This window comes from Mesorhizobium sp. P2_E7, assembly GCF_056403855.1.
In genome coordinates, this window is sequence record NZ_JBFUER010000001.1 from 1,554,252 (window position 1) to 1,576,882 (window position 22,631).

General features: G+C 63.5%; 21 protein-coding genes and 1 riboswitch. Of the genes, 9 read left to right on the plus strand and 12 right to left on the minus strand.

From position 1 onward, the window contains the following. Positions 1-28 precede the first annotated feature (28 nt). The 5 genes from gfa (at position 29) to AC1DYC_RS07950 (ending at position 3,618) form a co-directional block, all read left to right on the plus strand. Entirely contained in the window at positions 29-598 is a 570-nt protein-coding gene (gene gfa, locus AC1DYC_RS07930) for an S-(hydroxymethyl)glutathione synthase (protein WP_454574132.1), read from the plus strand. A 63-nt stretch (positions 599-661) separates the two neighbouring features. After that, a complete protein-coding gene (locus tag AC1DYC_RS07935) occupies positions 662-1,129 on the plus strand; it encodes a YaiI/YqxD family protein (RefSeq protein ID WP_477405248.1) in 468 nt (155 codons plus the stop codon). Between the two features lie 22 nt (positions 1,130-1,151). Then, positions 1,152-1,841: a DUF1345 domain-containing protein gene (locus AC1DYC_RS07940; protein WP_477405250.1), complete on the plus strand. Its 690-nt coding sequence runs from the start codon at positions 1,152-1,154 to the stop codon at positions 1,839-1,841. A 123-nt stretch (positions 1,842-1,964) separates the two neighbouring features. Beyond that, positions 1,965-2,825, plus strand: a complete 861-nt coding sequence (locus tag AC1DYC_RS07945; protein ID WP_477405252.1) for a cytochrome b/b6 domain-containing protein — start codon at positions 1,965-1,967, stop codon at positions 2,823-2,825. 1 nt (position 2,826) lies between these two features. Beyond that, the gene (locus tag AC1DYC_RS07950) at positions 2,827-3,618 is read left to right on the plus strand and encodes a molybdopterin-binding protein (protein ID WP_477405254.1); all 792 of its coding nucleotides are present in this window, start codon (positions 2,827-2,829) and stop codon (positions 3,616-3,618) included. Between the two features lie 74 nt (positions 3,619-3,692). Here AC1DYC_RS07950 and AC1DYC_RS07955 read toward each other — a convergent pair whose 3' ends face one another. Beyond that, positions 3,693-4,112: a hypothetical protein gene (locus tag AC1DYC_RS07955; protein ID WP_477405256.1), complete on the minus strand. Its 420-nt coding sequence runs from the start codon at positions 4,110-4,112 to the stop codon at positions 3,693-3,695. A gap of 124 nt (positions 4,113-4,236) precedes the next feature. Further along, positions 4,237-5,238 (minus strand): hypothetical protein, encoded by a 1,002-nt coding sequence (locus AC1DYC_RS07960; protein WP_477405258.1) that lies wholly within the window; start codon positions 5,236-5,238, stop codon positions 4,237-4,239. A 333-nt stretch (positions 5,239-5,571) separates the two neighbouring features. Further along, positions 5,572-5,658, plus strand: a riboswitch (glycine riboswitch). Between the two features lie 150 nt (positions 5,659-5,808). Between AC1DYC_RS07960 and gcvT the strand changes: the two genes are divergently transcribed. From gcvT to gcvP, 3 genes are read left to right on the plus strand one after another with little or no spacing between them, the layout of a single operon-like run. After that, the gene (gene gcvT / locus AC1DYC_RS07965) at positions 5,809-6,909 is read left to right on the plus strand and encodes a glycine cleavage system aminomethyltransferase GcvT (RefSeq protein WP_477405260.1); all 1,101 of its coding nucleotides are present in this window, start codon (positions 5,809-5,811) and stop codon (positions 6,907-6,909) included. Positions 6,910-6,915: 6 nt separating this feature from the next. After that, positions 6,916-7,284 (plus strand): glycine cleavage system protein GcvH, encoded by a 369-nt coding sequence (gene gcvH, locus AC1DYC_RS07970; RefSeq protein WP_477405262.1) that lies wholly within the window; start codon positions 6,916-6,918, stop codon positions 7,282-7,284. Between the two features lie 18 nt (positions 7,285-7,302). Beyond that, a complete protein-coding gene (gcvP, locus tag AC1DYC_RS07975; RefSeq protein ID WP_477405264.1) occupies positions 7,303-10,113 on the plus strand; it encodes an aminomethyl-transferring glycine dehydrogenase in 2,811 nt (936 codons plus the stop codon). Between the two features lie 12 nt (positions 10,114-10,125). Here the strand turns inward: gcvP and AC1DYC_RS07980 are convergent, their stop codons facing one another. The 10 genes from AC1DYC_RS07980 to cpaB all read right to left on the minus strand — a co-directional run bounded on the left by AC1DYC_RS07980 (position 10,126) and on the right by cpaB (position 20,311). Continuing rightward, on the minus strand, positions 10,126-11,295 hold the full coding sequence (locus AC1DYC_RS07980; protein WP_477405266.1) for a GGDEF domain-containing protein: 1,170 nt from the start codon (positions 11,293-11,295) through the stop codon (positions 10,126-10,128). A gap of 161 nt (positions 11,296-11,456) precedes the next feature. Further along, positions 11,457-11,927, minus strand: a complete 471-nt coding sequence (locus tag AC1DYC_RS07985) for a hypothetical protein (protein ID WP_477405268.1) — start codon at positions 11,925-11,927, stop codon at positions 11,457-11,459. Positions 11,928-12,073: 146 nt separating this feature from the next. Continuing rightward, entirely contained in the window at positions 12,074-12,901 is an 828-nt protein-coding gene (locus AC1DYC_RS07990; RefSeq protein WP_477405269.1) for a PA3715 family protein, read from the minus strand. 119 nt (positions 12,902-13,020) lie between these two features. Further along, positions 13,021-13,986 carry a type II secretion system F family protein gene (locus tag AC1DYC_RS07995; RefSeq protein WP_477405271.1) on the minus strand — a complete coding sequence of 322 codons (966 nt, stop codon included), beginning with the start codon at positions 13,984-13,986 and terminating at the stop codon, positions 13,021-13,023. A 1-nt stretch (position 13,987) separates the two neighbouring features. Beyond that, a complete protein-coding gene (locus tag AC1DYC_RS08000) occupies positions 13,988-14,953 on the minus strand; it encodes a type II secretion system F family protein (protein ID WP_477308380.1) in 966 nt (321 codons plus the stop codon). A 4-nt stretch (positions 14,954-14,957) separates the two neighbouring features. After that, positions 14,958-16,379 carry a CpaF family protein gene (locus AC1DYC_RS08005; protein WP_477308378.1) on the minus strand — a complete coding sequence of 474 codons (1,422 nt, stop codon included), beginning with the start codon at positions 16,377-16,379 and terminating at the stop codon, positions 14,958-14,960. Further along, the gene (locus tag AC1DYC_RS08010; protein ID WP_477405273.1) at positions 16,376-17,590 is read right to left on the minus strand and encodes a CpaE/TadZ family protein; all 1,215 of its coding nucleotides are present in this window, start codon (positions 17,588-17,590) and stop codon (positions 16,376-16,378) included. Before AC1DYC_RS08010 ends, AC1DYC_RS08005 begins: the two co-directional genes overlap by 4 nt. A 44-nt stretch (positions 17,591-17,634) precedes the next feature. Beyond that, entirely contained in the window at positions 17,635-17,901 is a 267-nt protein-coding gene (locus AC1DYC_RS08015; RefSeq protein ID WP_477401412.1) for a hypothetical protein, read from the minus strand. A 4-nt stretch (positions 17,902-17,905) separates the two neighbouring features. Then, complete coding sequence (locus AC1DYC_RS08020) at positions 17,906-19,306, minus strand: type II and III secretion system protein family protein (RefSeq protein ID WP_477405275.1); 1,401 nt, start codon at positions 19,304-19,306, stop codon at positions 17,906-17,908. A gap of 78 nt (positions 19,307-19,384) precedes the next feature. Further along, on the minus strand, positions 19,385-20,311 hold the full coding sequence (gene cpaB, locus AC1DYC_RS08025) for a Flp pilus assembly protein CpaB (RefSeq protein ID WP_477405277.1): 927 nt from the start codon (positions 20,309-20,311) through the stop codon (positions 19,385-19,387). Between the two features lie 238 nt (positions 20,312-20,549). On the opposite strand from cpaB, the gene parE reads away from it, so the two are divergent. Continuing rightward, on the plus strand, positions 20,550-22,604 hold the full coding sequence (gene parE, locus AC1DYC_RS08030; protein ID WP_477405279.1) for a DNA topoisomerase IV subunit B: 2,055 nt from the start codon (positions 20,550-20,552) through the stop codon (positions 22,602-22,604). Positions 22,605-22,631 lie beyond the last annotated feature (27 nt).

Sequence of the window (22,631 nt, forward strand, 5' to 3'; positions counted from 1 at the left end):
TGCACGGGTTCAACAAGGGAGGAAGAAAATGCCGGAAAAACTGCATCCGAAAATCGACAATGGGCTGCCCAAGGAAAGCGCGAGCTTTGCCGGCGGCACGCTGGTCTGCGCCTGCACCAGCAAGCCGGTGAAGGTGAAGGTCAAGGGCCAGATCGCCCACAACCATGCCTGCGGCTGCACCAAATGCTGGAAGCCCGAAGGCGCGGTGTTCTCGGTCGTGGCCGTCGCCGGTACCGGCGACGTCACCGTCACCGAGAACGGCGACAAGCTGAAAGTGGTCGATCCCTCTGCCCTCATCCAGCGCCATGCCTGCACCGGCTGCGGCGTCCACATGCACGGCCCGGTCGAGCGCGACCATCCGTTCAAGGGCCTGTCCTTCATCCATCCCGAGCGTTTTGAGGAAGATGGCTGGTCACCGCCAGGCTTCACGGCTTTCGTCTCGTCGATCATCGAATCCGGTGTCGATCCGAAGCGCATGGACGGCATTCGCTCCCAGTTGAAGTCGATCGGACTCGAACCCTATGACTGCCTCAATCCCGGCCTGATGGACTACATCGCCACCTGGACGGCGAAGAAGTCGGGCGCGTTGCCGGCCTGACGAGCCAAGATTTCTGGCATGGGGCCGGGTAACACGCCGGCCCCATGTTCGTTTGGAGAGACAATGCCCGCACCCGCCATTTATGTCGACGCCGATGCCTGCCCGGTGAAAGCCGAGGTCGAAAAGGTCGCCGAGCGCCACGGCGTCGTCGTCACTTACGTCTCCAATGGCGGGCTTCGTCCCTCCCGCGACCCGATGATCCGCAACGTCGTCGTTTCGAAGGGTGCCGACGCCGCTGACGACTGGATCGTCGACAACGCGAAATCCAACGACATCGTGATCACCGCCGACATTCCGCTTGCCGCTCGCGCGGTGGCGCTCGGCGCCCATGTGCTTGGGCCGACCGGTCGCCCGCTCACGCCCGAAACCATCGGCATGGCGGTGGCCATGCGCGACTTGAAGCAGCATTTGCGCGAGACAGGCGAGAGCAAGGGCTACAATGCCAGCTTTGCACCGCAGGACCGCTCGCGCTTCCTGGGCGAACTCGACCGTATCTTGCGGCGCGCGCTGAAATCCGTCACACCGGAATAGAAACGGCACCCGAGGCCGGCCCATGGCAACAGACATCCCCATCACGAACCCGCTGCACCGGCACAAGCAATTCCTGGTGTCGGCTTGCGTCGGTCTGCCGGCATTGGTTATCGCCCTGATCGCGGGCTTGCCGCTTGCCTATTCCGTCTCGGTCGCTGCCGACGCCTTCTTCGTCGTCTTCATCGCACTCGTCCTCGCCAAGATGCCGCTGCTGTCCGGTCGCTATCTCAGCAAGAATGCGCGCGAGGTCGACCTGCCGGTGCTGGGCATCTTTGCCATCACGCTCGGTGTCGTCAGCATCGCCATCGTCCTTTTGTTCCTGCTGATCAACCACAAGAACCGCGACCCGATCGAGCTGGGTATCGCGATGCTGTCTGTCCCGCTTGGCTGGTTCACCATCCATGCCATGGCCGCGCTTCACTACGCCCACGTCTACTGGATGGACGGCGACGCAATCGATACCGAAACCAAGAAGAAAATGCCGGTCGGCGGCCTCGAGTTTCCCGGCAGCAAACGGCCTGAGGGCTGGGATTTCCTTTATTTCGCGACGGTGATCGGGATGACCGCGCAGACTGCCGACACGGCGATCACGACCTCACACATGCGCCGCGTCGTGCTTGTCCATTCGATCCTGTCGTTCTTCTTCAACACGGTCATCGTCGCTGCCGTCGTCAATCTCGCGGTCAGCCTTGGCAATCCGACCCCACCGTAACAGCGTGCCCGTAATAAAAACGTGATCGCATGAAACATCGCTTTCGATAGCGACGTATTGGGAGGAGAACGACAAGCGCGAGATCGCGCAGCCAGGAGACCAGGAACCATGGAATCCGTTGCCATGAGTCAGCCCAGCATCGGGGCTGATGCCACTACGCCGAAGGTTACGACACTGATCTACCGGCAGTCGCGCTGGACGCGGCTGACGCATTGGTTGTGGGCCATCTCGCTGTTCTTCATGCTGTTGTCCGGCCTGCAGATCTTTAACGCCCGCCCGCAGCTCTACATCGGCAAGCAATCCGGCTTCGGATACAACAACACCGTCTTTGCCATCGGCGCCGAAAACACCGCGACCGGCCCACGCGGCTATACCGAACTCTTCGGCCATCGCTTCGACACCACCGGCGTGCTCGGCTGGTCGGGGCCGGCCGGGCAGCAGAGCTCGCGCGCCTTCCCCTCCTGGGCGACGATCCCGTCCTACTACGACCTCGGCACCGCTCGCGTCGTGCATTTCTTCTTCGCCTGGATATTGACCACCACTTTGGTCGTCTGGCTGGTCGCCAGCCTCATCAACGGCCATTTGCGCCGCGATCTGGCGCCGCGCCTGGATGATCTCAAGCGCCTGCCGCAGGACATTATCGACCACGCCAAACTCAGGTTTCACCACACCCGCGAATACAACACGTTGCAGAAAATGGCTTATGGCGGCGTGCTGTTCGTGCTGTTGCCGCTGATGATCATCACCGGTCTTGCCATGTCGCCAAGCATGAACTCGGTGCTACCCTGGCTCAACGAAGTGCTCGGCGGCAGGCAGACGGCGCGCACCATCCATTTTACGGTGATGGTGCTGCTGGTCGGGTTTTTCATCATCCACATGCTGATGATCCTCGCCGCCGGCCCGATCAACGAACTGCGCTCGATCATCACCGGCTGGTACCGCACCGATCCTCCAACGCATGGCGACACCGAGAGGAGTGCGTAAGATGGCCAAGTTCCAGATCAGCCGCCGCAAATTCCTGACCGGCGCCAGCCTAGGCGTTTCCGGCATCATGCTGTCGGGTTGCGATGCCTTCGACAGCCAGCTCGGCATGGGCGACGGCCTGCGCAGTTTCCTCGAAAACGCCAATGGCCTGACCTATCGCGCTCAGCGCCTGCTTGCCGGCCGCGACGCGCTGGCGCCGGAATTTTCCGAGGCCGACATCCGCCAGCCGCAACGGCCGAATGGCGTCACCGCTCCCGACGACGACACCTACAAAGGCCTGCTTGCCAACAATTTCGCCGACTGGCGGCTGGAGGTGACGGGTCTGGTCGAAAAGCCGCTGTCGCTCAGCCGCGAGCAGCTGCAGAACATGCCGAGCCGCACTCAGATCACCCGTCACGACTGCGTCGAGGGCTGGAGCTGCATCGCCAAATGGACCGGCACACCGCTGTCGCTGGTGCTCGACCAGGCGGTGGTCAAGCCGCAGGCGCGCTACGTCATGTTCCACTGCCTCGACACGATCGACCGCAGCCTCTCCGGCGAGATCAAATATTACGGCACCATCGACCTGATCGATGCCCGCCATCCGCAGACGATCCTGGCCTACGGCGTCAACGGCAAGCCGCTACCGGTCGAAAACGGCGCGCCGCTGCGCGTGCGCGTCGAACGCCAGCTCGGCTACAAGATGCCGAAATACCTCTACAAGATCGAGCTCGTCGACAGCTTTGCCAATGTCGGTGGCGGCCGCGGTGGCTACTGGGAAGACAATGGCTACGATTGGTATGGCGGCATCTGAACGTCACACCGAAAATGCCGGTCGGCCCGCGGAGGACCACGAGCCGACCGGTTACGCCCTGGCCCTGGCCCCGCTCAATAGCCGGCGTAAATCCACTGGCAGTTGTTGTAGGAATCACAGCTGTAGTACCAGTAGCCGTCGCTGCGGGCCGTTTCGCCTGACGTGGCCATGCTTGCAACGGCGTCCGCCTTCTTTGCGTCGGCGCCCAGTTCTTTGGCCATCGCCGCCATCTTGCCGGCGTCGATGAATGTCGGCTTGCCGTCCGTCATCTTGGCGCCCTGCTCGGCCACCGGTCCCGCCTCGGCCAGCATCCTGGCCGCAACCAGCATCGCCTCGCCGTCCTTGTCGGCCTTGGCGATGTTGGCCAACGCGACCGCCGTCTCGACTTTGGTGCGCGCGTCGGCCTGTTTTTCCGGCGTGATCCCGCCGGCGAAAGCCGTCGAGCCAAGGCCGACGGCACATGCAAGAGCAAGCATGTTACGAAGCATTTTCATGTGGTGTTCTCCCCAAGAGTGGACGTCCCCACTCAACGGTAGAGCAGATTCATCGCCGAAGAACCCTGTCGAAACTGACAGGGTGTTGTCCGGCTTGCCAAAAACGAGCGGCGACGCTGGTCGGTCAGGCCACCTTGTCGAGCAGTGGCTTGAGCGCCGGATGGATCTCCGGCGAGGCGTGCTTGATCAGCGTCAGCAGCGCGCGTTCATTGTCGTGCAGCGGGCGGTCGGTGCCAATGCGTTCGGCCAGCCATTTCGCCTCGTCGGCGTCGATCGTTTCGGCGCGACGGGCGAGCGCTTCGGCGGCGCGATTCTTCGATTCCCACTCGGCCTCGATATCACCGGGCGAGCGATAGGCTTCCATGATGCCGGCGAGCCCGCCTGACAGCATTCGGCTGAAAAAGCTGCCGATTTCGGGTTCGGCCTTTTCGAAGAAGCTGTCACGGCGCAAGGCAGCCTCGCGCGTCGGCGCTTCGTAGCCGGCCGAACACATGACGAAATTGGCGATCGCCTTGACGAACAGTTCGTTCCAGGACGGATCATTGTCGCCCGCCGCAGTCTGCTCGTTGATCCTGAACAGCACCTCGGCCTCGGTGCGGGTAACGGCGATGTTGCCGTCGCCGCCATAGGCATAAAGGATGCGGCGCAACAGGTCGACTTCGGCCTTGGCGATCAGTCCGGGAACCAGCGCACCACCGAGCATCAGCGGTCCCTTGCCGTCGACAACCGCGTTGGCGACCTGTTCCAGCGCATAGGCGGACAGCCGACCGGGCGATGATCTCGCCTTTTCCAGCACATGCACCAGGAGCTCCAGCTCGGTGAGACCGTCGACCATGCCGTCGCGCGAGATCGTCTGGATCAGCCAGTCGGCATTGTCCTGCGAGATATACCCGGCCGGTTTCTCCTGGTGGACGATGTAATCGGTGACTGCTTCGACGAAGAAGGGCGGCCATTCCTGGCATTTGTCCGTTGCCGTCGCGTCGAGCGCGAACAACGCCTCGGCCTCGCCACGGGTCACCACGCCATCGGCGAACACCTCGCGGCGCAGCATGACGACGTCTTGCGCCGTGATGCGATCCTTCGCACTCAGCCCCGCCACCGGCGCGCTCCCGATCCGTTCGCCCATTTGTCAGTCCCCATCCGCCGCGCCCAAACGCAATTGCCGGCCAAACTATCAGCAGTGTCTTGAAAAACCGGCAAACGGCGTGGTTAGCGAAGGCTTGCTAACCCCAGAGCGCTGTAAGGTGTATCGAGATTCAGGTCGGGCCGAGACGAAAATGATTGGTCTCCGGGAACCGGAGCGGAGCGTACTCAAGTACGTGAGCACCGGAAGCGCAGGAGGCCAGCGTTTGCAGGCCGGCATCACCTGAATATCGATACACCTTTGATGTCGCAGGCAGGTGACAAGGAGTCGCCGACAAGCTATGGATGGCGCGTCGAGGGCTCAGGGTCTGAGTCCTACCTGTTTGCGGGAGAGAGCAGCGTGAGCTGCCGCCGAAGGGGAAATCGCCCGAAATCTCTCAGGCAAAAGAACCGTAGACGGGAAAGACACTCTGGAAAGTCGGGGCTTGCCCCCCGCGCCGAAGGTGTAAGCGTCGCCGACAGAGTTCCGGTTGCGCGAGTCTCTCAGGCTTCAGACAGAGGGGCACGGACTGGTCGCCAGCAGCGGCCGATTGCGTGCGACTCTGGAGATGACATGACGGGCGACGACACCAAACACCTACCCCTCGAGGATTTGCACACCACCGCCGGCGCGCGCTTCGGCGCCTTTGCCGGCTGGTCGATGCCGCTGACCTATCCGGCCGGCGTGATGAAGGAGCACCTTCACACCCGCGAACATGCCGGCCTGTTCGACATTTCGCATATGAAGCTGTTCGAAGTCAGCGGACCCGGCACTGTGTCCCTGCTCGACCGCGCCTGCCCGGTCGATGCCGGCGCGCTCGACATCTCCCAGTCCAAATACACCTTTTTCCTCAACGAAGCCGGCGGCATCATCGACGACCTGATCGTCACCCGGCTCGGCGACAGCAGGTTCATGGTCGTCGCCAATGCCGGCAATGCTGTCGAGGACGAGAAGCATCTGCGCGCGCTGGCGGCCGATTTCGATGTGAAGGTCGATGCGCTCGACCGCGTCTTCCTGGCGATCCAGGGGCCGGAAGCCTGGGCCGCCCTGTCCCGCGCCGGCATCGAGACCGGCTCGCTTCTGTTCATGCACGGCATCGAGCCGAAGCAGAACTGGTTCATGAGCCGCTCCGGCTATACCGGCGAGGACGGCTTCGAGATCGGCCTGCCGGAAGCGGATGCGCGGGCTCTGGCTGCGAAATTGCTCGAAGACGAGCGCGTGCTGTGGGTCGGCCTTGCCGCCCGCGACTCGCTGCGGCTGGAGGCTGGGCTCTGCCTGCATGGCCAGGACATTACGCCGGAAATCGATCCGGCCAGTGCCGGCCTGATGTGGGCGATTCCCAAGGGTCTACGTGCCAGCGGATCCTTCATCGGCGCTGACGCGCTACGGGCAATCCTGGAGCGTGGCCCGGTGCAAAAGCGCGTCGGCCTGAAGCCGGAGGGCCGCCAGCCGGTGCGCGCCGGCGCTGCCCTGTTCGACGCCGATGGCAATCCGGCCGGCCATGTCACCTCCGGTGGCTTCGGCCCCTCGGCCGGGCATCCCGTCGCCATGGGCTATGCCTCGGCGTCCCTGGCCAAGCCGGGCACGAAACTCTTCGCCGACGTTCGCGGGACAAAAATCCCGATCGATATCAACCCCTTACCCTTCACTCCTCATCGCTACCGCAAAGGATAAATCCCGATGGCAAAAACCTATTTCACCGCAGATCACGAATGGCTGAGCGTCGAGGGCGGCATCGCCACCGTCGGGATCACCGACTATGCGCAGGAACAGCTTGGCGACCTCGTCTTCGTCGAACTTCCGCAAATCGGCACGAAGCTGAGCAAGGGCGATACCGCCGTGGTCGTCGAATCCGTCAAGGCGGCCTCCGACGTCTATGCGCCGGTCGACGGCGAGATCACCGACGCCAATGCCGCGCTGTCCTCGGACCCGTCGCTGGTCAATTCGGCGGCCACCGGCAACGGCTGGCTGTGGAAGATGAAGCTCGCCGACGAAGGTCAACTCGCCGGCCTCATGGATGAGGCCGCCTACAAAGCCCATATCGGCTGATAACAGGACCTGAAAACGATGAGCGCAGCACTTACCCCCTTCTCGGCCCGCCATATCGGTCCGGGCGTTAATGATGTCAGAGCCATGCTTGCCGTGATCGGCGTTCCCTCCGTCGAGACGCTGATCAGCCAGGCCGTGCCACAGTCGATCCGCCTCGACCTGCCGCTGACCCTTCCCGCACCGGCGAGCGAAGCCGAAGCGTTGGCCGAATTGTCGGCGACTATGGCGAAAAACACAGTGCTGAAGAGCTTCATCGGCGCCGGCTATCACGGTGTCCACGTGCCGCCGGTCATCCAGCGCAATCTGTTCGAGAACCCGGCCTGGTATACCGCCTACACGCCCTACCAAGCCGAGATCAGCCAGGGCCGGCTGGAAATGCTGTTCAATTTCCAGACCCTGGTCACCGAACTGACCGGCCTGCCGGTGGCATCGGCCTCGCTGCTCGACGAAGCGACGGCAGTGGCTGAAGCCGTCGGCATCGCGCTGCGCCATCATCGCGACAAGCGCACCAAGGTGGCGCTGGCCGGCACGCCGCACCCGCAGACGCTGGACGTCGTGCGCACCCGCGCCGAGCCGCTCGGCATCGAGATCGACGGCGAGACCATCGACGACAACACCGCTGCTCTGCTCGTCTCCTGGCCCGACACGTTTGGCGTCTATGGCGACCACAAGGCGGCGATCGACAAAGCCCGTGCCACCGGCGCGGTCGTCGTCTTCATCGCCGATCCGCTCGCGCTCACGCTGACCGATGCACCGGCCAGGCTGGGCGCCGACATCGCCGTCGGCCCGATGCAGCGCTTTGGCGTGCCGATGGGCTTTGGCGGCCCGCACGCGGCCTATTGCGCCGTCTCCGACAAATTGACCCGGCTGATGCCCGGCCGCCTCGTCGGCCAGTCCACCGACAGCAAGGGCCGCCCGGGCTATCGTCTCGCCCTGCAGACGCGCGAGCAGCATATCCGCCGCGACAAGGCGACCTCCAACATCTGCACCGCGCAGGCGCTGCTTGCCAACATGGCGACGGCCTACGCGATCTGGCATGGCCCCACCGGCCTGCAGGCTATTGCTGCGCGCATCCATGAGCTCGCCAACCGCCTCGCAGTGGGCCTGAAGGCATCAGGCGTTTCGGTGCTCGGCTCAAGCCGCTTCGACACGGTGACGGCCGAGGTGAAGGGCAAGGCAGCTTCGATCGACGCTGCCGCTGAAAAGGATGGCCGGTTGCTGCGTGTCATCGATGCCGACCGCATCAGCATCGCCTTCGACGAGACCTCGACCGAAGCCGATCTTGAAGCGATCGCCGCCCTGTTCGGCGCCAAGCCAGGCACTGCCGAGACAGGAGCGATGCCTGGCAAGCCGCGCGGCAAGGAGTTTTTGACCCAGCCGGTCTTCCGCGAGAACCACTCCGAGACCGACATGATGCGCTTGCTGCGCCGGCTGGCCGACAAGGATCTGGCGCTCGACCGCACCATGATCCCGCTGGGCTCCTGCACCATGAAGCTCAATGCAGCCGCCGAAATGATGCCGGTCAGCTGGCCGAGCGTCGCCAATCTGCACCCCTTCGCGCCGGCCAGCCATTCGGCCGGCTATCGCGCCATGGTCGGCGAACTTGAGGGATGGCTGTCGGAGATCACCGGTTTCGACGCCGTCAGCCTGCAGCCCAATGCCGGCAGCCAGGGCGAATATGCCGGCCTGCTCGCCATCCGCGCCTATCACCGCGCGCGCGGTGAAGGTCACCGCACCATCTGCCTGATCCCTCAGTCCGCGCATGGCACCAATCCGGCAAGTGCGGCCATGGCCGGCATGAGCGTCGTCGTCGTGCGCTGCCTGGAGGATGGCAATATCGACATGGACGATATGCGGGCCAAGGCCAACGAGCATTCGAAGAATCTGGCCGCACTGATGTTCACCTATCCTTCGACGCACGGCGTCTACGAAGAAGGCGCGCGTCACCTTTGCGCCCTCATCCATGAGCATGGCGGCCAGGTCTATTTCGACGGCGCCAACCTCAACGCGCTGGTTGCCCTGGCGCGGCCCGCCGACATCGGCGCCGACGTGTGCCACATGAACCTGCACAAGACCTTCTGCATCCCGCATGGCGGCGGCGGTCCGGGCGTCGGCCCAATCGGCGTCAAGGCGCATCTGCAGCCCTATCTGCCGGGTCACGTCACTGAAGGCTCAGGCCATGCCGTATCGGCCGCACCGTTCGGCAGCGCCTCGATCCTGCCGATCACCTGGATGTACATTCGCATGATGGGCGCCTCCGGCCTAAAGCAGGCGACCGAGACGGCGATCATCTCGGCCAACTACGTGGCGACACGCCTCGCGCCGCACTTCCCGCTCCTCTACAAGGGCAGGCACGATCGCATCGCGCATGAGTGCATCCTCGACACCCGCGTGCTCAAGGAAAGCGCCGGCATCAGTGTCGACGATATAGCCAAGCGCCTGATCGACTACGGTTTTCACGCGCCGACCATGTCGTTCCCGGTCGCCGGCACGCTGATGGTCGAGCCGACCGAGTCCGAGCCCAAGCGTGAGCTCGACCGGTTCTGCGAGGCGATGATCGCCATCGCCGGCGAGGCAGCAAAAGTGGCGAAGGGTGAATGGCCGCTCGAAGACAACCCGCTGGTCAACGCGCCGCACACGGCGGCCGAAACGCTGGCCGGCCAGTGGACCCACCCCTATTCGCGGCTGGAAGCAGCCTACCCCGCCGGCGACGTCGATACCGCGGCCAAATACTGGCCGCCAGTCTCGCGCATCGACAATGTCGCCGGCGACCGCAACCTCGTCTGCTCCTGCCCGCCGCTGTCGGAATATCTCGGCGCCGCCGAGTAAAGGCTTAGCCGATCATGCCAAACGCAAGGCCGGCTTCTCGGCCTTGCTCGCCTTGTCCAGCATAAGCACGCGGTTTCGTCCCGCGTGCTTGGCCGCGTAGAGCGCTTTGTCGGCCTCGGCCAGGACCTCGTCGAGACTGCTGCCGTCCTCCTCGCCAAAGCCGATGCCGCCGCTGACGCTGCTGCGCAGCGGGCCGCGCGGCGTCGGCACCACTTCCGTGCCGAAGGCGACGCCGATCTTGCTGGCGAGGTCGAGGGCCTTGTCATGCGTCATCCGCGATATGACCAGCGCGAACTCCTCGCCGCCCAGCCGGAAGGCGTCGACGCCGACCCGGTCATATTTCTTGATGATTGCGGCGAAGCGGCACAGGACCCGGTCGCCGACCGGGTGCCCATAGACATCGTTGGTCCGCTTGAAATGATCGAGGTCGAACATGACGACCGACGTGAATGGACCGAAGACGCGCTCGCCATAGAGCGAGTTCAAGGCCCGCCGGTTCATCAGGCCGGTCAACGGATCGGTCATGGTCTCGGCCTTCAGTTCGATCTGCGTCTGCAAATGGTGCAGCGACAGCGTCAGCGCACCGAGCGCCGTCATGCAGGCGACTGCCACGACGGAATTCAACCGCTCGGCCCAATTGTCGGGGGCGACGCCCAGCACCCATTGGCCCTTGACCAGAAGCACCGCGCCGCAAAGCCCGAAGGACAGGCCGCAAACACCGCTCAGGCCCGATACGACCAGCAGGATGCGACGGTCGTGGCCGCCCTTGTGCCAGAACATCACTCCGATCGACACGAGCAGCGCCGTTACCGTCGCATAGGTAAGGATGAAGCCGGCACCGTCGAAACCGAGATAGGTGACGCCGGCGCAGATCGCCATCGCAAGCAGGGCCGGCAGGACGGCGCGACTGTAATTGCGCACGCCGAGATACTGCATGGCCGAGAGCGAAAGGGTGAGGAAACCGAGACTGAGCAGCGCCAGAGCTGCCTGGCAAAGCCAGGGATTGGGCTCCCTTGTGTAGCGCCAGAAGACAATGACATGGGCGACAAGCACCAGGATGCCGCACGCCACCGTCAACACGAAGCGCGCCCGCGGCGCCGTGAACCAGATCGCAAACATGGTAACGCTGAGGCATGTGCCTGACAGCGCAGCCGCCAGCAGGAGCGAGCTAAAATCCAACATGGGTGAACGACAGCCTTCAGGGATCGTCGGTTGCACCGCATCATAGGCGAGCGATCGCTTCGAGATACCGTTTTTGGCAGGGCTTTAAGTGCAAATTTCCGACAGGGTTTACAAACCGTCGATAGATGGCGGCAGATACCGCAAACGACGGTTGCGAAGCCTCAACCCTTGTTGAGCAGCGCCAGATTGGCGTTGACAACGGTCGGGTCGGCCATGCCGGCCCTTGCTTCCATCAGCAGGGCTCTCGCCTTCTTCTTGTTGCCGCGCAGCAGCTGCGAATAGCCCATATTGTTGACGATCTGCGGCTTGCGCCCGGCCACCTTCAACAGCTGGTCGTAGGCGCGGTCGGCGAAGTCGAAACGGCCGAGCTCGTCATACGACGCGGCTAGCCCCATCCAGCCCTCGGCACTGTCGGCCTTCAGCTCTACAGCCTTGCGGAAATGCTGTTCGGCAAGGCCGTAATTGGCGTCGCGGAACTGCGCCTTGCCTTGCGCCAGGTCGGACGTGCTGACGTCCTTTGCCGCCGGTTGGATCGATGTGGTCTTGGTCTTGTCGACGTTCTCGGTCGTACAGCCGCCAACCATCAAGACGGCCGCTAGCGCGGCCATTGCCGTGAAACTTCTGTGACGCATGCCCTGGCCCCAATCGCCCGATTTACCGGGTCATTCTCTGGGGATCATTTGTACAGGAGAGCGATTAAGCTTCGGTGCTGAAATGCGCTGAAAATTTGGTTTCCGGCATACCAGCCATTAACCACCAGGCCGCAACAGCCGCGTTGTCAGGGCTCCATCGCCTTCAGCGCCTCCGGAACCGGATAGCGGCTGCCGTCATAGCGCAGCCGGTAGGTCCGCGTCACCGATTTGCCGGGATGCGACTGGCACTCGCCATTCTTGTCGATCGCGGGTTCGTCGGTATCCGTCCGCTCGACCACGCTGATGTCGCGATAACCGTGATGGCTCGCCCGGCTCATCGCCAGGCTGACCTGGCTGGAATGAAAGGATCCGGCGCAACTGGCATCGCCTTCGCCGCCAAAGCCGGCCACGACCAGGCCGTCGAGCACCAATCGCAGGGCATCGTCGTCCACGGCATAAAGCCGCAGGGCGGTTTCTCTGAAGGGATTGGGCTGCGAATGGTTTGCCCTGTCGATGCTCAGGCCGAAGGCGGTGATCTCGGGCGCCAGCCTATAGCGGCCGGTATCGAATTCGACCTTGCGGATGGCGATGGCATCGTCGGTCACGGGCTGGAGCAGGCGCTGGCGCACCTGCAGGTTGTTCCTGTCGACGACCAGAATCTCCACATCGCCGACATGGCTGTCGCTGGGTTGGGCGCTGTCGATCAGCGGCACCGCAACCAACAGCAGATCGTCATGGGCAGGCCAGATCTTGCAGACCAGGCCTGGCGTATCGTAGTCGTATTGTGGGGATGTCAGGGAGATGCTGGTGTGGGGCTCAAGTGTGAACGAGGCGCCGTCGGCGCTCATTCGGGCCTTGGGATAGGCCTGCTGCACCAGCGCGGCAGCATCGCCGCAGTCGCCGGCTGCAGCCTGGGCAGGCGACAAGCCGGCCGTGGCAAGGCTTAGGAAGACGGTGCACAAGACTATTCGCATTGGCTGATCACTCATTCTCTGGTTTTGCCGAAGCGGCCGCGCAGGCCGGTCCCGCGAAATCCAGGCAGGGCTAATTGAAGTGCGTAACCGCAGGAAGTCGCCTGATGGCTCCGGCGTATCTACGGCGCGGTAGTCATTTTGACGATGATCGGGATGACGGCGATCATCAGCACCACCGGCAGGATGCATACCACCACCGGCACCGACATCTTGGCCGGCAAGGCATGTGCCTTTTCCTCGGCCAGCGACATGCGCTTGTGGCGCATTTCGTCGGAGAACACGCGCAGCGCCCCGGCGAGGCTGGTACCGAGTTCCTTGGACTGCTGCAGGAGCGTGGCGAAGGAGCGCACCTCGTCCAGGCTGAGGCGATCGGCGAGCGCCTTCAAGGCATCGTCGAGGCTGCGGCCAGCCCTCAGTTCCAGCGACACCAGCTGCAGGTTCTGGCTGAGCGACGGATAGGTCTTGGCCAGTTCCTTCGAGACGCGCTCGATGCCGGCTTCCATGCTCATGCCGGCATCTGAGCAGACGATCATCAAATCCATGAAGTCGGGAAAGCCGTTGCGGTATTCGCGCATCTTTTCCCGCACCTTCTGGCTGAGCACCAGGCCGGGCACGAAATAGCCGGCGGCTCCCGACAGGATGATGAAGGCCCAGCGGCTGGTGGTGGTGGAATCGGCGCTCGCCATCCACTGATTGACCAGGAACGCGCCGATCGCCGCGCCCACGAGGCAGGCGAAGCGGATCAGGAAGAATGTGCCGACGGCGCGCGGCTCCATATAACCTGCCTGGATCAGTTTCATGCGCAGCCGGGCGACATTTTCCGGATCGCTCTTGGCGTAGAACTCCTGCGCCCGCTTAACCGCCTTCTCGCGCACGACGCTCTGGCTTTTCTTCGGCGCCGCCTCGACCTGCTCGGGAGCCTTCGTGTCATCGATCTTGAGCCGGCGCTTGAGATCGTTGCGGTCGCCTTTGGCCACCACCAGCGGCCACGCCACCGCGCCACCGCCCACCGCCAGGAGCAAAGCAGCCACCGGCATCATCGACGTCGGCGCCAGCGAGGCGAGGAACTGGATCACCTGTTCCATGTCAGAACCGGAAGTTCGACATCTTGAACATGATGATGTTGCCCAGCATCAGCCATGTCACCGAACCGCCCAGCAGATACCAGGTCTTCGGCACGTCCCAGACGCTTTGATAGAATTGCGGCATCAACACCATGATGGCAGTGAAGAGCAGCGCCGGCACCGCCGTCAGGATATAGGCCGACATACGGCCTTCGGTCGAAATGGCGCGTACCTTGCGGCGCAGCTTGCCGCGTTCGCGGATGGTCGTCGACAGCCCGTCGAGGATCTCGCGCAGATTGCCGCCCGAACTCGTCTGGATCGACACCGCGGTGACGAACAGCGGCAGATCCTCCTGGCCGACCCGGTCGAACAGTGAATTCAATGCCGAAACCAGATCGGAACCATAGGTCACCTCGTCGGAGATAACGCCGAACTCGCTGCCGATCGGATCGGGCATCTCGCGCGACACCATGGAGATCGCCACCGGAACCGGATGCCCGGCCTTGAGGCCGCGCGTGATCAGCTCCAGCGCCTCCGGCAGTTGCACGCCGAACCGCTTGACCCGTCGGCTGCGCATGGTACGCAGCACCAGCACCGGTAGCAGTGCTGCCAGCATCACAAACAACAAGATGGCGAGCAGCAGCGGCAGGCCGTACCAGAGCACGGTGAGCATCAGCGCCAGTGCCACGCCCGTCGTGATGGTCAGGAACCTCGGCAAAGGCATCACCATGCCCGACTGCGTGCGCAAGGCGCGGAAACGATCTGGCGAGAACAGCGACGTGCCGGCTTCCAGGCCGCGCTCCTTGCGCAGCTGGATCAGCACCTGTTCCTGGCTGATCTTGCTTTCCTGCAGCTTCATGCGCCGGTTGATGGCCAGGCGCTTGTCGCTGCGGCCGGCATAAAGCAGATAGCAGCCTTCCGCGATCATGATGCCGGTCAGCGCTGCCGCGGCATAGACGACATAGATTGGGCTGAAATTCTCGAACACGCCGCTACTCCTGCGGCCGGCCGGGTTCGAAATATCTGCCGGGGAATTCGATGCCCATATTGCGCAGATCCTCAAGAAAGCGCGGGCGAATGCCGGTCGCCTCATAGTGGCCGAGGATGGTGCCGTCGGCCTCCATGCCGGTGCGCACGAAGCGGAATATCTCCTGCATCTGGATGACGTCGCCTTCCATGCCGGTCACCTCGGCGACGCTGGTCACCTTGCGCTTGCCGTCGGACAGGCGCGTCAGCTGGACGATAAGGTCGAGCGCGCTGGCGATCTGGCTTCGGATCGACTGCACCGTCATCGGCATGCCCGTCATGCCCAGCATCTGTTCGAGACGTGAAATGGCGTCGCGCGGCGTGTTGGCGTGGATTGTCGCCATCGAACCTTCATGGCCGGTGTTCATCGCCTGCAGCATGTCGAAGGCCTCCTCGCCGCGGCACTCGCCGAGGATGACGCGGTCGGGGCGCATGCGCAGGGCATTCTTGACCAGGTCGCGCTGCTTCAGCTCGCCATGACCTTCGATGTTGGCCGGGCGCGTTTCCATGCGTGCGACATGGGGCTGCTGCAATTGCAGTTCGGCCGCGTCCTCGATGGTGATCAGCCGCTCGTCTTCCGGAATGAAGGCCGACAATGCGTTGAGCATCGTCGTCTTGCCGGTGCCGGTGCCGCCGGAGATGATGGTGGTCTTGCGGGCATGCACGGCGGCGGCCAGCACCTCGGCCATATTCTGGGTGATGGCGCCGAACTCGACCAGCTTGTGCAGGCCGAGCTTGTTTTTGGAAAACTTGCGGATCGACACCAGCGGCCCGTCGACGCCCACCGGCCGGATGGCGGCGTTGAAGCGTGAGCCGTCGAGCATGCGGGCGTCGACCATCGGCTGCGATTCATCGACCCGACGACCGACGGCGGCGACGATCTTGTTGATGATGCGCAACAGATGCGCCTCATCCTTGAATGGGATATGGACCTGCTGCAGCTTGCCGCGTTTTTCGACGAAGCAGTTCTGGTGGCCGTTGATCAGGATATCGTTGATGTCGGGGTCTTTGAGCAGCGGCTCGAGCGGGCCGAGGCCGACCATCTCGTCGACAATGTCGTCGACCAGCGCCTCGAGCTCGACGGTGTTGATCGCCATCCGTTCCTGGCGGGTCTTTTCCGACACGAATTCCTGCACCTGCCGGCGCATCTCTTCCTTGGGCAGGCGCTCCAGCGCGACAAGGTTGATTTCCTCGAGCAGCATACGGTGAATGCGCACGCGGGCATCGAGCACCTTGTTGGCGCTTTTGGCGGGTGTCGCATCCGGTTTCGGCGGCAACGCCTTGCGGATCGTCGGAATGACCACCGCATGATGTGCGACCGGCCCCGCATCGGCCGGCTTCAGCGGACGGACGTCACGGTTCTGCAAGGTCGAGAAGCGGCTGGTCATCCGGCTTTCCTCTTCAGGAGGCCCCTGCCGATGCCGAACAGCGAGCGTGATTTCTCCGGCGTCGCGACTGCTTCCTCCGGCAGAATGATCTTCTTCAGATCGTTGACGACATTGGCGTTCGGGTCGATCTCGTGCAGCGGCACGCCGCGGTCGACCGCTTCGCGCACCAACCGGTAATTGTTGGCGATGCCGCCTACGAAATGCTCGCCGAGGATTGCCTGGACATCCGCCTGCTTGACGCCGTTGTCGAACATCTTCTGCTCGAAACGGTTGACGATGACGTTCGGCTTCACCTCCTTGCCGGCCGTCTCGTAGACCGCCTGGATCAGCCGCTGTGTATGGCGCAGGCACGGCACCGTCATTTCGGCGACGATGTAGAGCTTGTTGGAGCCAAGCAGCACGGTCTCCGTCCACGGAAACCAGGTCCGCGGCATGTCGATGACGACATTGTCGAAATAGGCCGAGACGAGATCGAGCATGCGCACCACGACATCGGTCTTGAACGAGCGCATTTCCGATGGACGCGTCGGCGCCGCCAGCACGCAGAGCCCGCTCGCATGCTTGGACAGCATCACGTCCAGCAGCTGCCGGTCGAGGCGCTCGGGCTGGTTTTCGATTTCGGTGATGTCGAAGCGCGGCTCGAGGTCGAGATATTCGGCGCAGGCTCCCTGCTGGAAATTGAGGTCGACCACGCAGGTCGACGCGCCGCGCGTTACCGAATGATGCAGCTGGAAGGCGGTCTGCAGTGCCAGCGTCGTGGTGCCGACGCCGCCGGCGGCCGGCATGAAGGTGTAGATCTGCGACTCGGTGTTTTCCTCGCGTCCCGGCCCTTGCAGCGCGCGCACGACCGAACGCACCAGATCGGCGGTGGTGATCGGCTTGACCAGGAAGTCGGCAACCTGGAGCTGCACCAGGATGCGGACCGCGGCGGCGTTGAACTCCTGGGTGACGACGACGACCGGAACGCGGCCTTCGAGCCGGCGCATGATGCGCTGCAGCGACTCGATCTCCTCCAGCTTTGCCGCATCCATGTCGACGATGAGCGCGCCGAAATCGGCTTCCTGGACCTCGCCGCGCAGTTCGGAAATGTTCTTCTCGACGGTCGAAAGCTGGATCACCTCCGAGGCCGCGAACGCGGTGCGCGTATCCTGCACAAAGGTCCGGTCACTGGACACCAGCAGGATTTTCTTGGTCTTGATGCCGCTTGCCATTTTGTCAGCCTGTCAGGTCATTCCCGGTCAAATCGCCAGGCAAATCAATCGGTTGTCGCTGTTGGTTGCACGGCCTTGGCTGCCGCCGCCTGATCGGCGGCATTCACCGCGGCGTCACTGCGCTGCGCCGGCACCAGAAGCCTGGTGTTCTGGACGCCATATTTCCAGGGGTCGACCATCTGCATGGCCGTATTGGCAGCCTGCGCGTTGCCGGCGCCCGTCGTCGTCCCCTCGCTGCGGACATAGTCGTCGCTAGTGCAGCCGCTGGCGAGGCCGGCGAGCAGCAGCGCAATGCATGGTTCGACGCGCATGGCTTCAATCCTTCGGCAGGTCGAGGAAGTGCCCGACCGTGGTGACCGGGGCCGACTGGGCCGTGCTGCCGCTGGCCATTGCCATGGCGCGGTTGGCGTCGGACGTTTTCACTTCTTCGGTGTTGTTGAGGAAATAGTCGACATTGCTGGCCGGCTGCGTGCCGTCAGTCGGCTCGAGCAACTTCTTGGACGGATCGACCGGCTTGACCAGATAGGGGGTGACGATGATCACCAGGTCAGTCTCGCGCCGCTGATAGGATTTCGACGAGAACAGAGAGCCGAGCACCGGCAGCTTGCCGAGGCCGGGAAGACGCGACGTGGTGATGTCGTTCTGCGACTGCAGCAGGCCGGCGATCATGAAGCTCTGGCCGTTCTTCAAGTCGACCGATGTCCTGGCGCGGCGCACGATGAAGCCCGGCACCGAGATCGTACCGATATTGTAGGAGGCCGAGGCATCGATCGAGGACACTTCCGGCGCGATGTCGAGGCTGACCAGCCCGTCCTTCAGCACGGTTGGCGTGAAATCCAGGCTGACGCCGTATTTCTTGTAGCTGACGGAGATCTTGCCATTGTCCTCGGAAACCGGGATCGGGAACTCGCCGCCGGCGAGGAAGCTTGCCGTCTGGCCCGACCGGGCGATCAGGTTCGGCTCGGCCAGCCGCCTGGCAAGGCCGCGCTCCTCCAGCGCCTTGATGGCAACGTCGATCGACAGGCCGTTCGACAGCAGCCGGCCGATGATCTCGCCATTGCCCGCCGCCGGCACCGTGCCCGGCTCGATGGTGACGTCGCGCCCGCCAAGGCCGTAAGCGAAATTGGCGCTGTATTTGGCGCCGAGATCCTGTCCGGCCTGGCGGTTGATCTCGACGAAGCGGACGTTGAGCTGAACCTGCTGCGAGGACGAGATGTTGACCGAATTGATCACTTCCTCATTGCCGGAGAAGCGGCTGGCGATCTTGCTCGCCTTCTCTGCGGCGACCGCGTCATCGGCCTCGCCCGACAGCACGACACGGCCGTTGGCCGAGCCGACCTTGATCTTGGCATCCGGCACGCTGGCGCGAATGGTGCTGGCCAGCTGGTCGGTGTCCAAGGTCACCTCGATGTCGACCGTTCCGACAAGCTGCTTGTTCTCGTCGAACAGGGCAACGCCGGTGGTGCCGAGATTGTTGCCCAGCACATAGAAGGACTTGTCGGTCAGCGGGTTGACGTTGGCGATCTCCGGATCGCCGATGACGATCTGGTAGAAGGCGGCACTGGTGATGATCGTTTTCGGCTTGCCCTTGGCTACCTTGATCGACGCATTCTTGGTCGATGACACATAGACGATGTCATTGTCGGCCTTGGCCGGCGCGCTGAGGCCGACCATTGCGGCCGCGGCGAGGCAAGCCGCCATCGCAAGCGCCCGCATTGGGCGCAGCCCTTTCGTCATCCGATATGCATGAAGTCCCGACATCTGTCCCGTCCCTCGCCCGGTCCCCACCGGCAGTTATGGCTGGTCCCGCGCAGGAACCTGGTATTCCTCGACCTGCGTGCCGCGCGTCACGATGATCGTCTTGAATTTCGGCTTCTCAGGCTCCTTCGTCGCGGCGGTGAACAGCGCGCCGGCCGCAGCCTGAACGCCGGACGCGACCGAACCGCCGAAGGATGAAATGGTGGTGACGCCGTCCTTGGCAGTGCCACCATCGGCGGCCGAGCGGAGCGACAGTGACAAGGTGCCGACGGTGCGGGCGAGCGCCACTTTCTGGGCGCCGTCCGTTGTCACCTCGATTGTAACGGAATTGGCGATCTGCGGCGTGGTCTGGCGCTGGTCGGCGCCCTGCCCGACGGTCAGCACCTTGGCGTCGGAGACGACGATCTCGGAGGTGACTGTGGAGCCGGCCGCGCCTTGCGCGTTCTTGGCCACTTCCTGGATTTCGCCTGCATCGCGTGTCAGCACCACGTCGACCCGGTCGCCCGGCATCACGAAGCCGCCGACACCGGCGATCTCGTCGGTGCGGATGGTCACCGCCCGCATGCCGGGCGTCATCATGTTGGACAGCGTCGCGCGGCCATTCGGTCCGGACAATTTGCTGAGCAGCACCGGTTCGTTGATCTCGATCGGCGACAACACCACGCGGCTGCCTTCGGCGAGCAAGGAATTGATGGTGGTGAAGGCGCCCTGCGGCACCGACTCTTCCGACCACGGGATTTCGGTGAGCTGCGCGCGGTCGAGTTCCATGCCGTAACGCAGCGGCGCGTTGGCCACGACGATGGTCTTGAACTCAACTTTTGGGGTCACGGGCGCCGGGATCGATGCCGTCTTTTCCTCGGCATCTGCCTTGGCCTGGCTCTTGACCCAGAAATCCGCGGCAAAGATCGAGATCGCGCCGAAAACGGCGGCGATGCCGATCATCGTTATGGCCTTGCCCCTCACAACTAAACCCCTGACGCATGTGGTCTTTTGTTTGTTGAGGCCCACGTTAGGCCGCTTTGTTAAAGATTCAGGAATCCCGGAGCGTCCGCGCGGACCTATTTCCGCCGGCTTGGTTATCGAAAGGTTTTAGGATAAGAAGGGGTTAAATCCCCGAACGTAACAGGAACTTCCGTCGCTTGGCGCTGAAAAGCGTGGCAGTATCGACGGGTGATTCGCGGCACCGGATTCTATGGCAGGCATGGACGACAACAACGATCTTTTCGGCAATCTGGAAAAGCAGCCCCAACCAACCCGGACGTCGGCGCGCCCGGCCGATCCGCTGGTGCAGGCCACAAAGCGTTCTGCCGCGACCAAGGATGGCAGCGAAGGTTATAGCGCCGCCGACATCGAGGTGCTGGAAGGGCTGGAGCCGGTTCGGCGCCGGCCCGGCATGTATATTGGCGGCACCGACGACAAGGCGATGCACCATCTGTTCGCCGAGGTCATCGACAATTCGATGGACGAGGCGGTCGCCGGCCACGCCACCTTTATCGATGTCGAGCTTTCGGCCGACGGCTTTCTGACCGTTACCGACAATGGCCGCGGCATCCCGGTCGATCCGCATCCGAAATTCAAGAAGCCGGCGCTCGAAGTCATCATGACGACGCTGCATTCGGGCGGCAAATTCGACTCCAAGGTTTATGAGACCTCCGGCGGCCTGCACGGCGTCGGCGTCTCTGTCGTCAATGCGCTGTCGGACCATCTCGAGGTCGAAGTCGCGCGGGGGCGCCAGCTTTACCGCCAAAGATTCTCGCGCGGCGTTCCGGTGAGCGGGCTGGAGCAGCTCGGCGAGGTGCACAACCGACGCGGCACCAAGATCCGCTTCCATCCCGACGAGCAGATCTTTGGCAAGGGCGCCGCCTTCGAGCCGGCGCGGCTCTATCGCATGACGCGCTCGAAAGCCTATCTGTTCGGCGGCGTCGAGATCCGCTGGAGCTGCGACCCATCGCTGATCAAGGAAAAGGACCAGACGCCGGCCAAGGCGGAGTTCCATTTTCCCGGCGGCCTGAAGGACTACCTCAAGGCATCGCTCGGCGACGATTTCCAGGTGACGCGCGAAATCTTCGCCGGCAAGAGCGAGAAGCAGGGCGGCCACGGTTCGCTCGAATGGGCGGTGACCTGGTTCGGCGGCGACGGCTTCATCAATTCCTACTGCAACACCATCCCGACCGGCGAAGGCGGCACGCATGAGGCCGGCTTCCGCAATGTGCTGACACGCGGCTTGCGCGCCTATGCCGACCTCGTCGGCAACAAGCGCGCCTCGATCGTCACCTCCGAAGACGTCATGATCTCGGCGGCAGGCATGCTGTCGGTGTTCATCCGCGAGCCGGAATTCGTCGGCCAGACCAAGGACAGGCTGGCGACGATCGAAGCCATTCGCATTGTCGAGACCGCGATCCGTGACCCGTTCGACCACTGGCTGGCCGACAATCCGCAGGAAGCCTCCAAGCTGCTGGAATGGGTGATTGCGCGCGCCGATGAGCGGGTGCGCCGGCGCCAGGAAAAGGAAGTGTCGCGCAAGACCGCGGTGCGCAAGCTGCGCCTGCCCGGCAAGCTCGCCGACTGCACGCAGAATGCCGCGGCGGGTGCCGAGCTGTTCATCGTCGAGGGCGACTCGGCCGGCGGCTCGGCCAAGCAGGCGCGCGACCGCGCCAGCCAGGCCGTCCTGCCGCTGCGCGGCAAAATCCTCAACGTCGCCAGCGCCGGCAACGACAAGCTGGCCGCCAACCAGCAGATATCCGACCTGATCCAGGCGCTCGGCTGCGGCACACGTTCAAAATACCGCGACGAGGATCTGCGCTACGACCGCGTGATCATCATGACCGACGCCGATGTCGACGGCGCCCACATCGCCTCGCTGCTGATCACCTTCTTCTACCAGGAAATGCCGAACCTGGTGAATGGCGGCCACCTCTATCTGGCGGTGCCGCCACTCTATTCGATCCGGCAAGGCGGCAAGGTCGCCTACGCCCGCGACGACGCGCACAAGGACGAGCTGTTGCGCACCGAGTTCACCGGCCGCGCCAAGGTCGAGATCGGCCGTTTCAAGGGCCTGGGTGAGATGATGGCCTCGCAGCTCAAGGAAACCACCATGGACCCGAGGAAGCGCACGCTGCTCAGGGTCGACGTGATCGATGCCGTGGCTGCGACCAAGGACACGGTCGATGCGCTGATGGGCACCAAGCCCGAGGCGCGCTTCCGCTTCATCCAGGAACGCGCTGAATTCGCCGCGACGGAAGTGCTGGATATCTGATGGACAGCCGGTCTAGCCTGCGCTTCT

Coding starts and splice junctions, on each gene's coding strand:
- gfa (WP_454574132.1), top strand. CDS start 29: ATGCCGGAAAAACTGCATCCGAAAATCGACAATGGGCTGCCCAAGGAA.
- AC1DYC_RS07935 (WP_477405248.1), top strand. CDS start 662: ATGCCCGCACCCGCCATTTATGTCGACGCCGATGCCTGCCCGGTGAAA.
- AC1DYC_RS07940 (WP_477405250.1), top strand. CDS start 1,152: ATGGCAACAGACATCCCCATCACGAACCCGCTGCACCGGCACAAGCAA.
- AC1DYC_RS07945 (WP_477405252.1), top strand. CDS start 1,965: ATGAGTCAGCCCAGCATCGGGGCTGATGCCACTACGCCGAAGGTTACG.
- AC1DYC_RS07950 (WP_477405254.1), top strand. CDS start 2,827: ATGGCCAAGTTCCAGATCAGCCGCCGCAAATTCCTGACCGGCGCCAGC.
- AC1DYC_RS07955 (WP_477405256.1), bottom strand. CDS start 4,112: ATGAAAATGCTTCGTAACATGCTTGCTCTTGCATGTGCCGTCGGCCTT.
- AC1DYC_RS07960 (WP_477405258.1), bottom strand. CDS start 5,238: ATGGGCGAACGGATCGGGAGCGCGCCGGTGGCGGGGCTGAGTGCGAAG.
- gcvT (WP_477405260.1), top strand. CDS start 5,809: ATGACGGGCGACGACACCAAACACCTACCCCTCGAGGATTTGCACACC.
- gcvH (WP_477405262.1), top strand. CDS start 6,916: ATGGCAAAAACCTATTTCACCGCAGATCACGAATGGCTGAGCGTCGAG.
- gcvP (WP_477405264.1), top strand. CDS start 7,303: ATGAGCGCAGCACTTACCCCCTTCTCGGCCCGCCATATCGGTCCGGGC.
- AC1DYC_RS07980 (WP_477405266.1), bottom strand. CDS start 11,295: ATGTTGGATTTTAGCTCGCTCCTGCTGGCGGCTGCGCTGTCAGGCACA.
- AC1DYC_RS07985 (WP_477405268.1), bottom strand. CDS start 11,927: ATGCGTCACAGAAGTTTCACGGCAATGGCCGCGCTAGCGGCCGTCTTG.
- AC1DYC_RS07990 (WP_477405269.1), bottom strand. CDS start 12,901: ATGCGAATAGTCTTGTGCACCGTCTTCCTAAGCCTTGCCACGGCCGGC.
- AC1DYC_RS07995 (WP_477405271.1), bottom strand. CDS start 13,986: ATGGAACAGGTGATCCAGTTCCTCGCCTCGCTGGCGCCGACGTCGATG.
- AC1DYC_RS08005 (WP_477308378.1), bottom strand. CDS start 16,379: ATGACCAGCCGCTTCTCGACCTTGCAGAACCGTGACGTCCGTCCGCTG.
- AC1DYC_RS08010 (WP_477405273.1), bottom strand. CDS start 17,590: ATGGCAAGCGGCATCAAGACCAAGAAAATCCTGCTGGTGTCCAGTGAC.
- AC1DYC_RS08015 (WP_477401412.1), bottom strand. CDS start 17,901: ATGCGCGTCGAACCATGCATTGCGCTGCTGCTCGCCGGCCTCGCCAGC.
- AC1DYC_RS08020 (WP_477405275.1), bottom strand. CDS start 19,306: ATGCGGGCGCTTGCGATGGCGGCTTGCCTCGCCGCGGCCGCAATGGTC.
- parE (WP_477405279.1), top strand. CDS start 20,550: ATGGACGACAACAACGATCTTTTCGGCAATCTGGAAAAGCAGCCCCAA.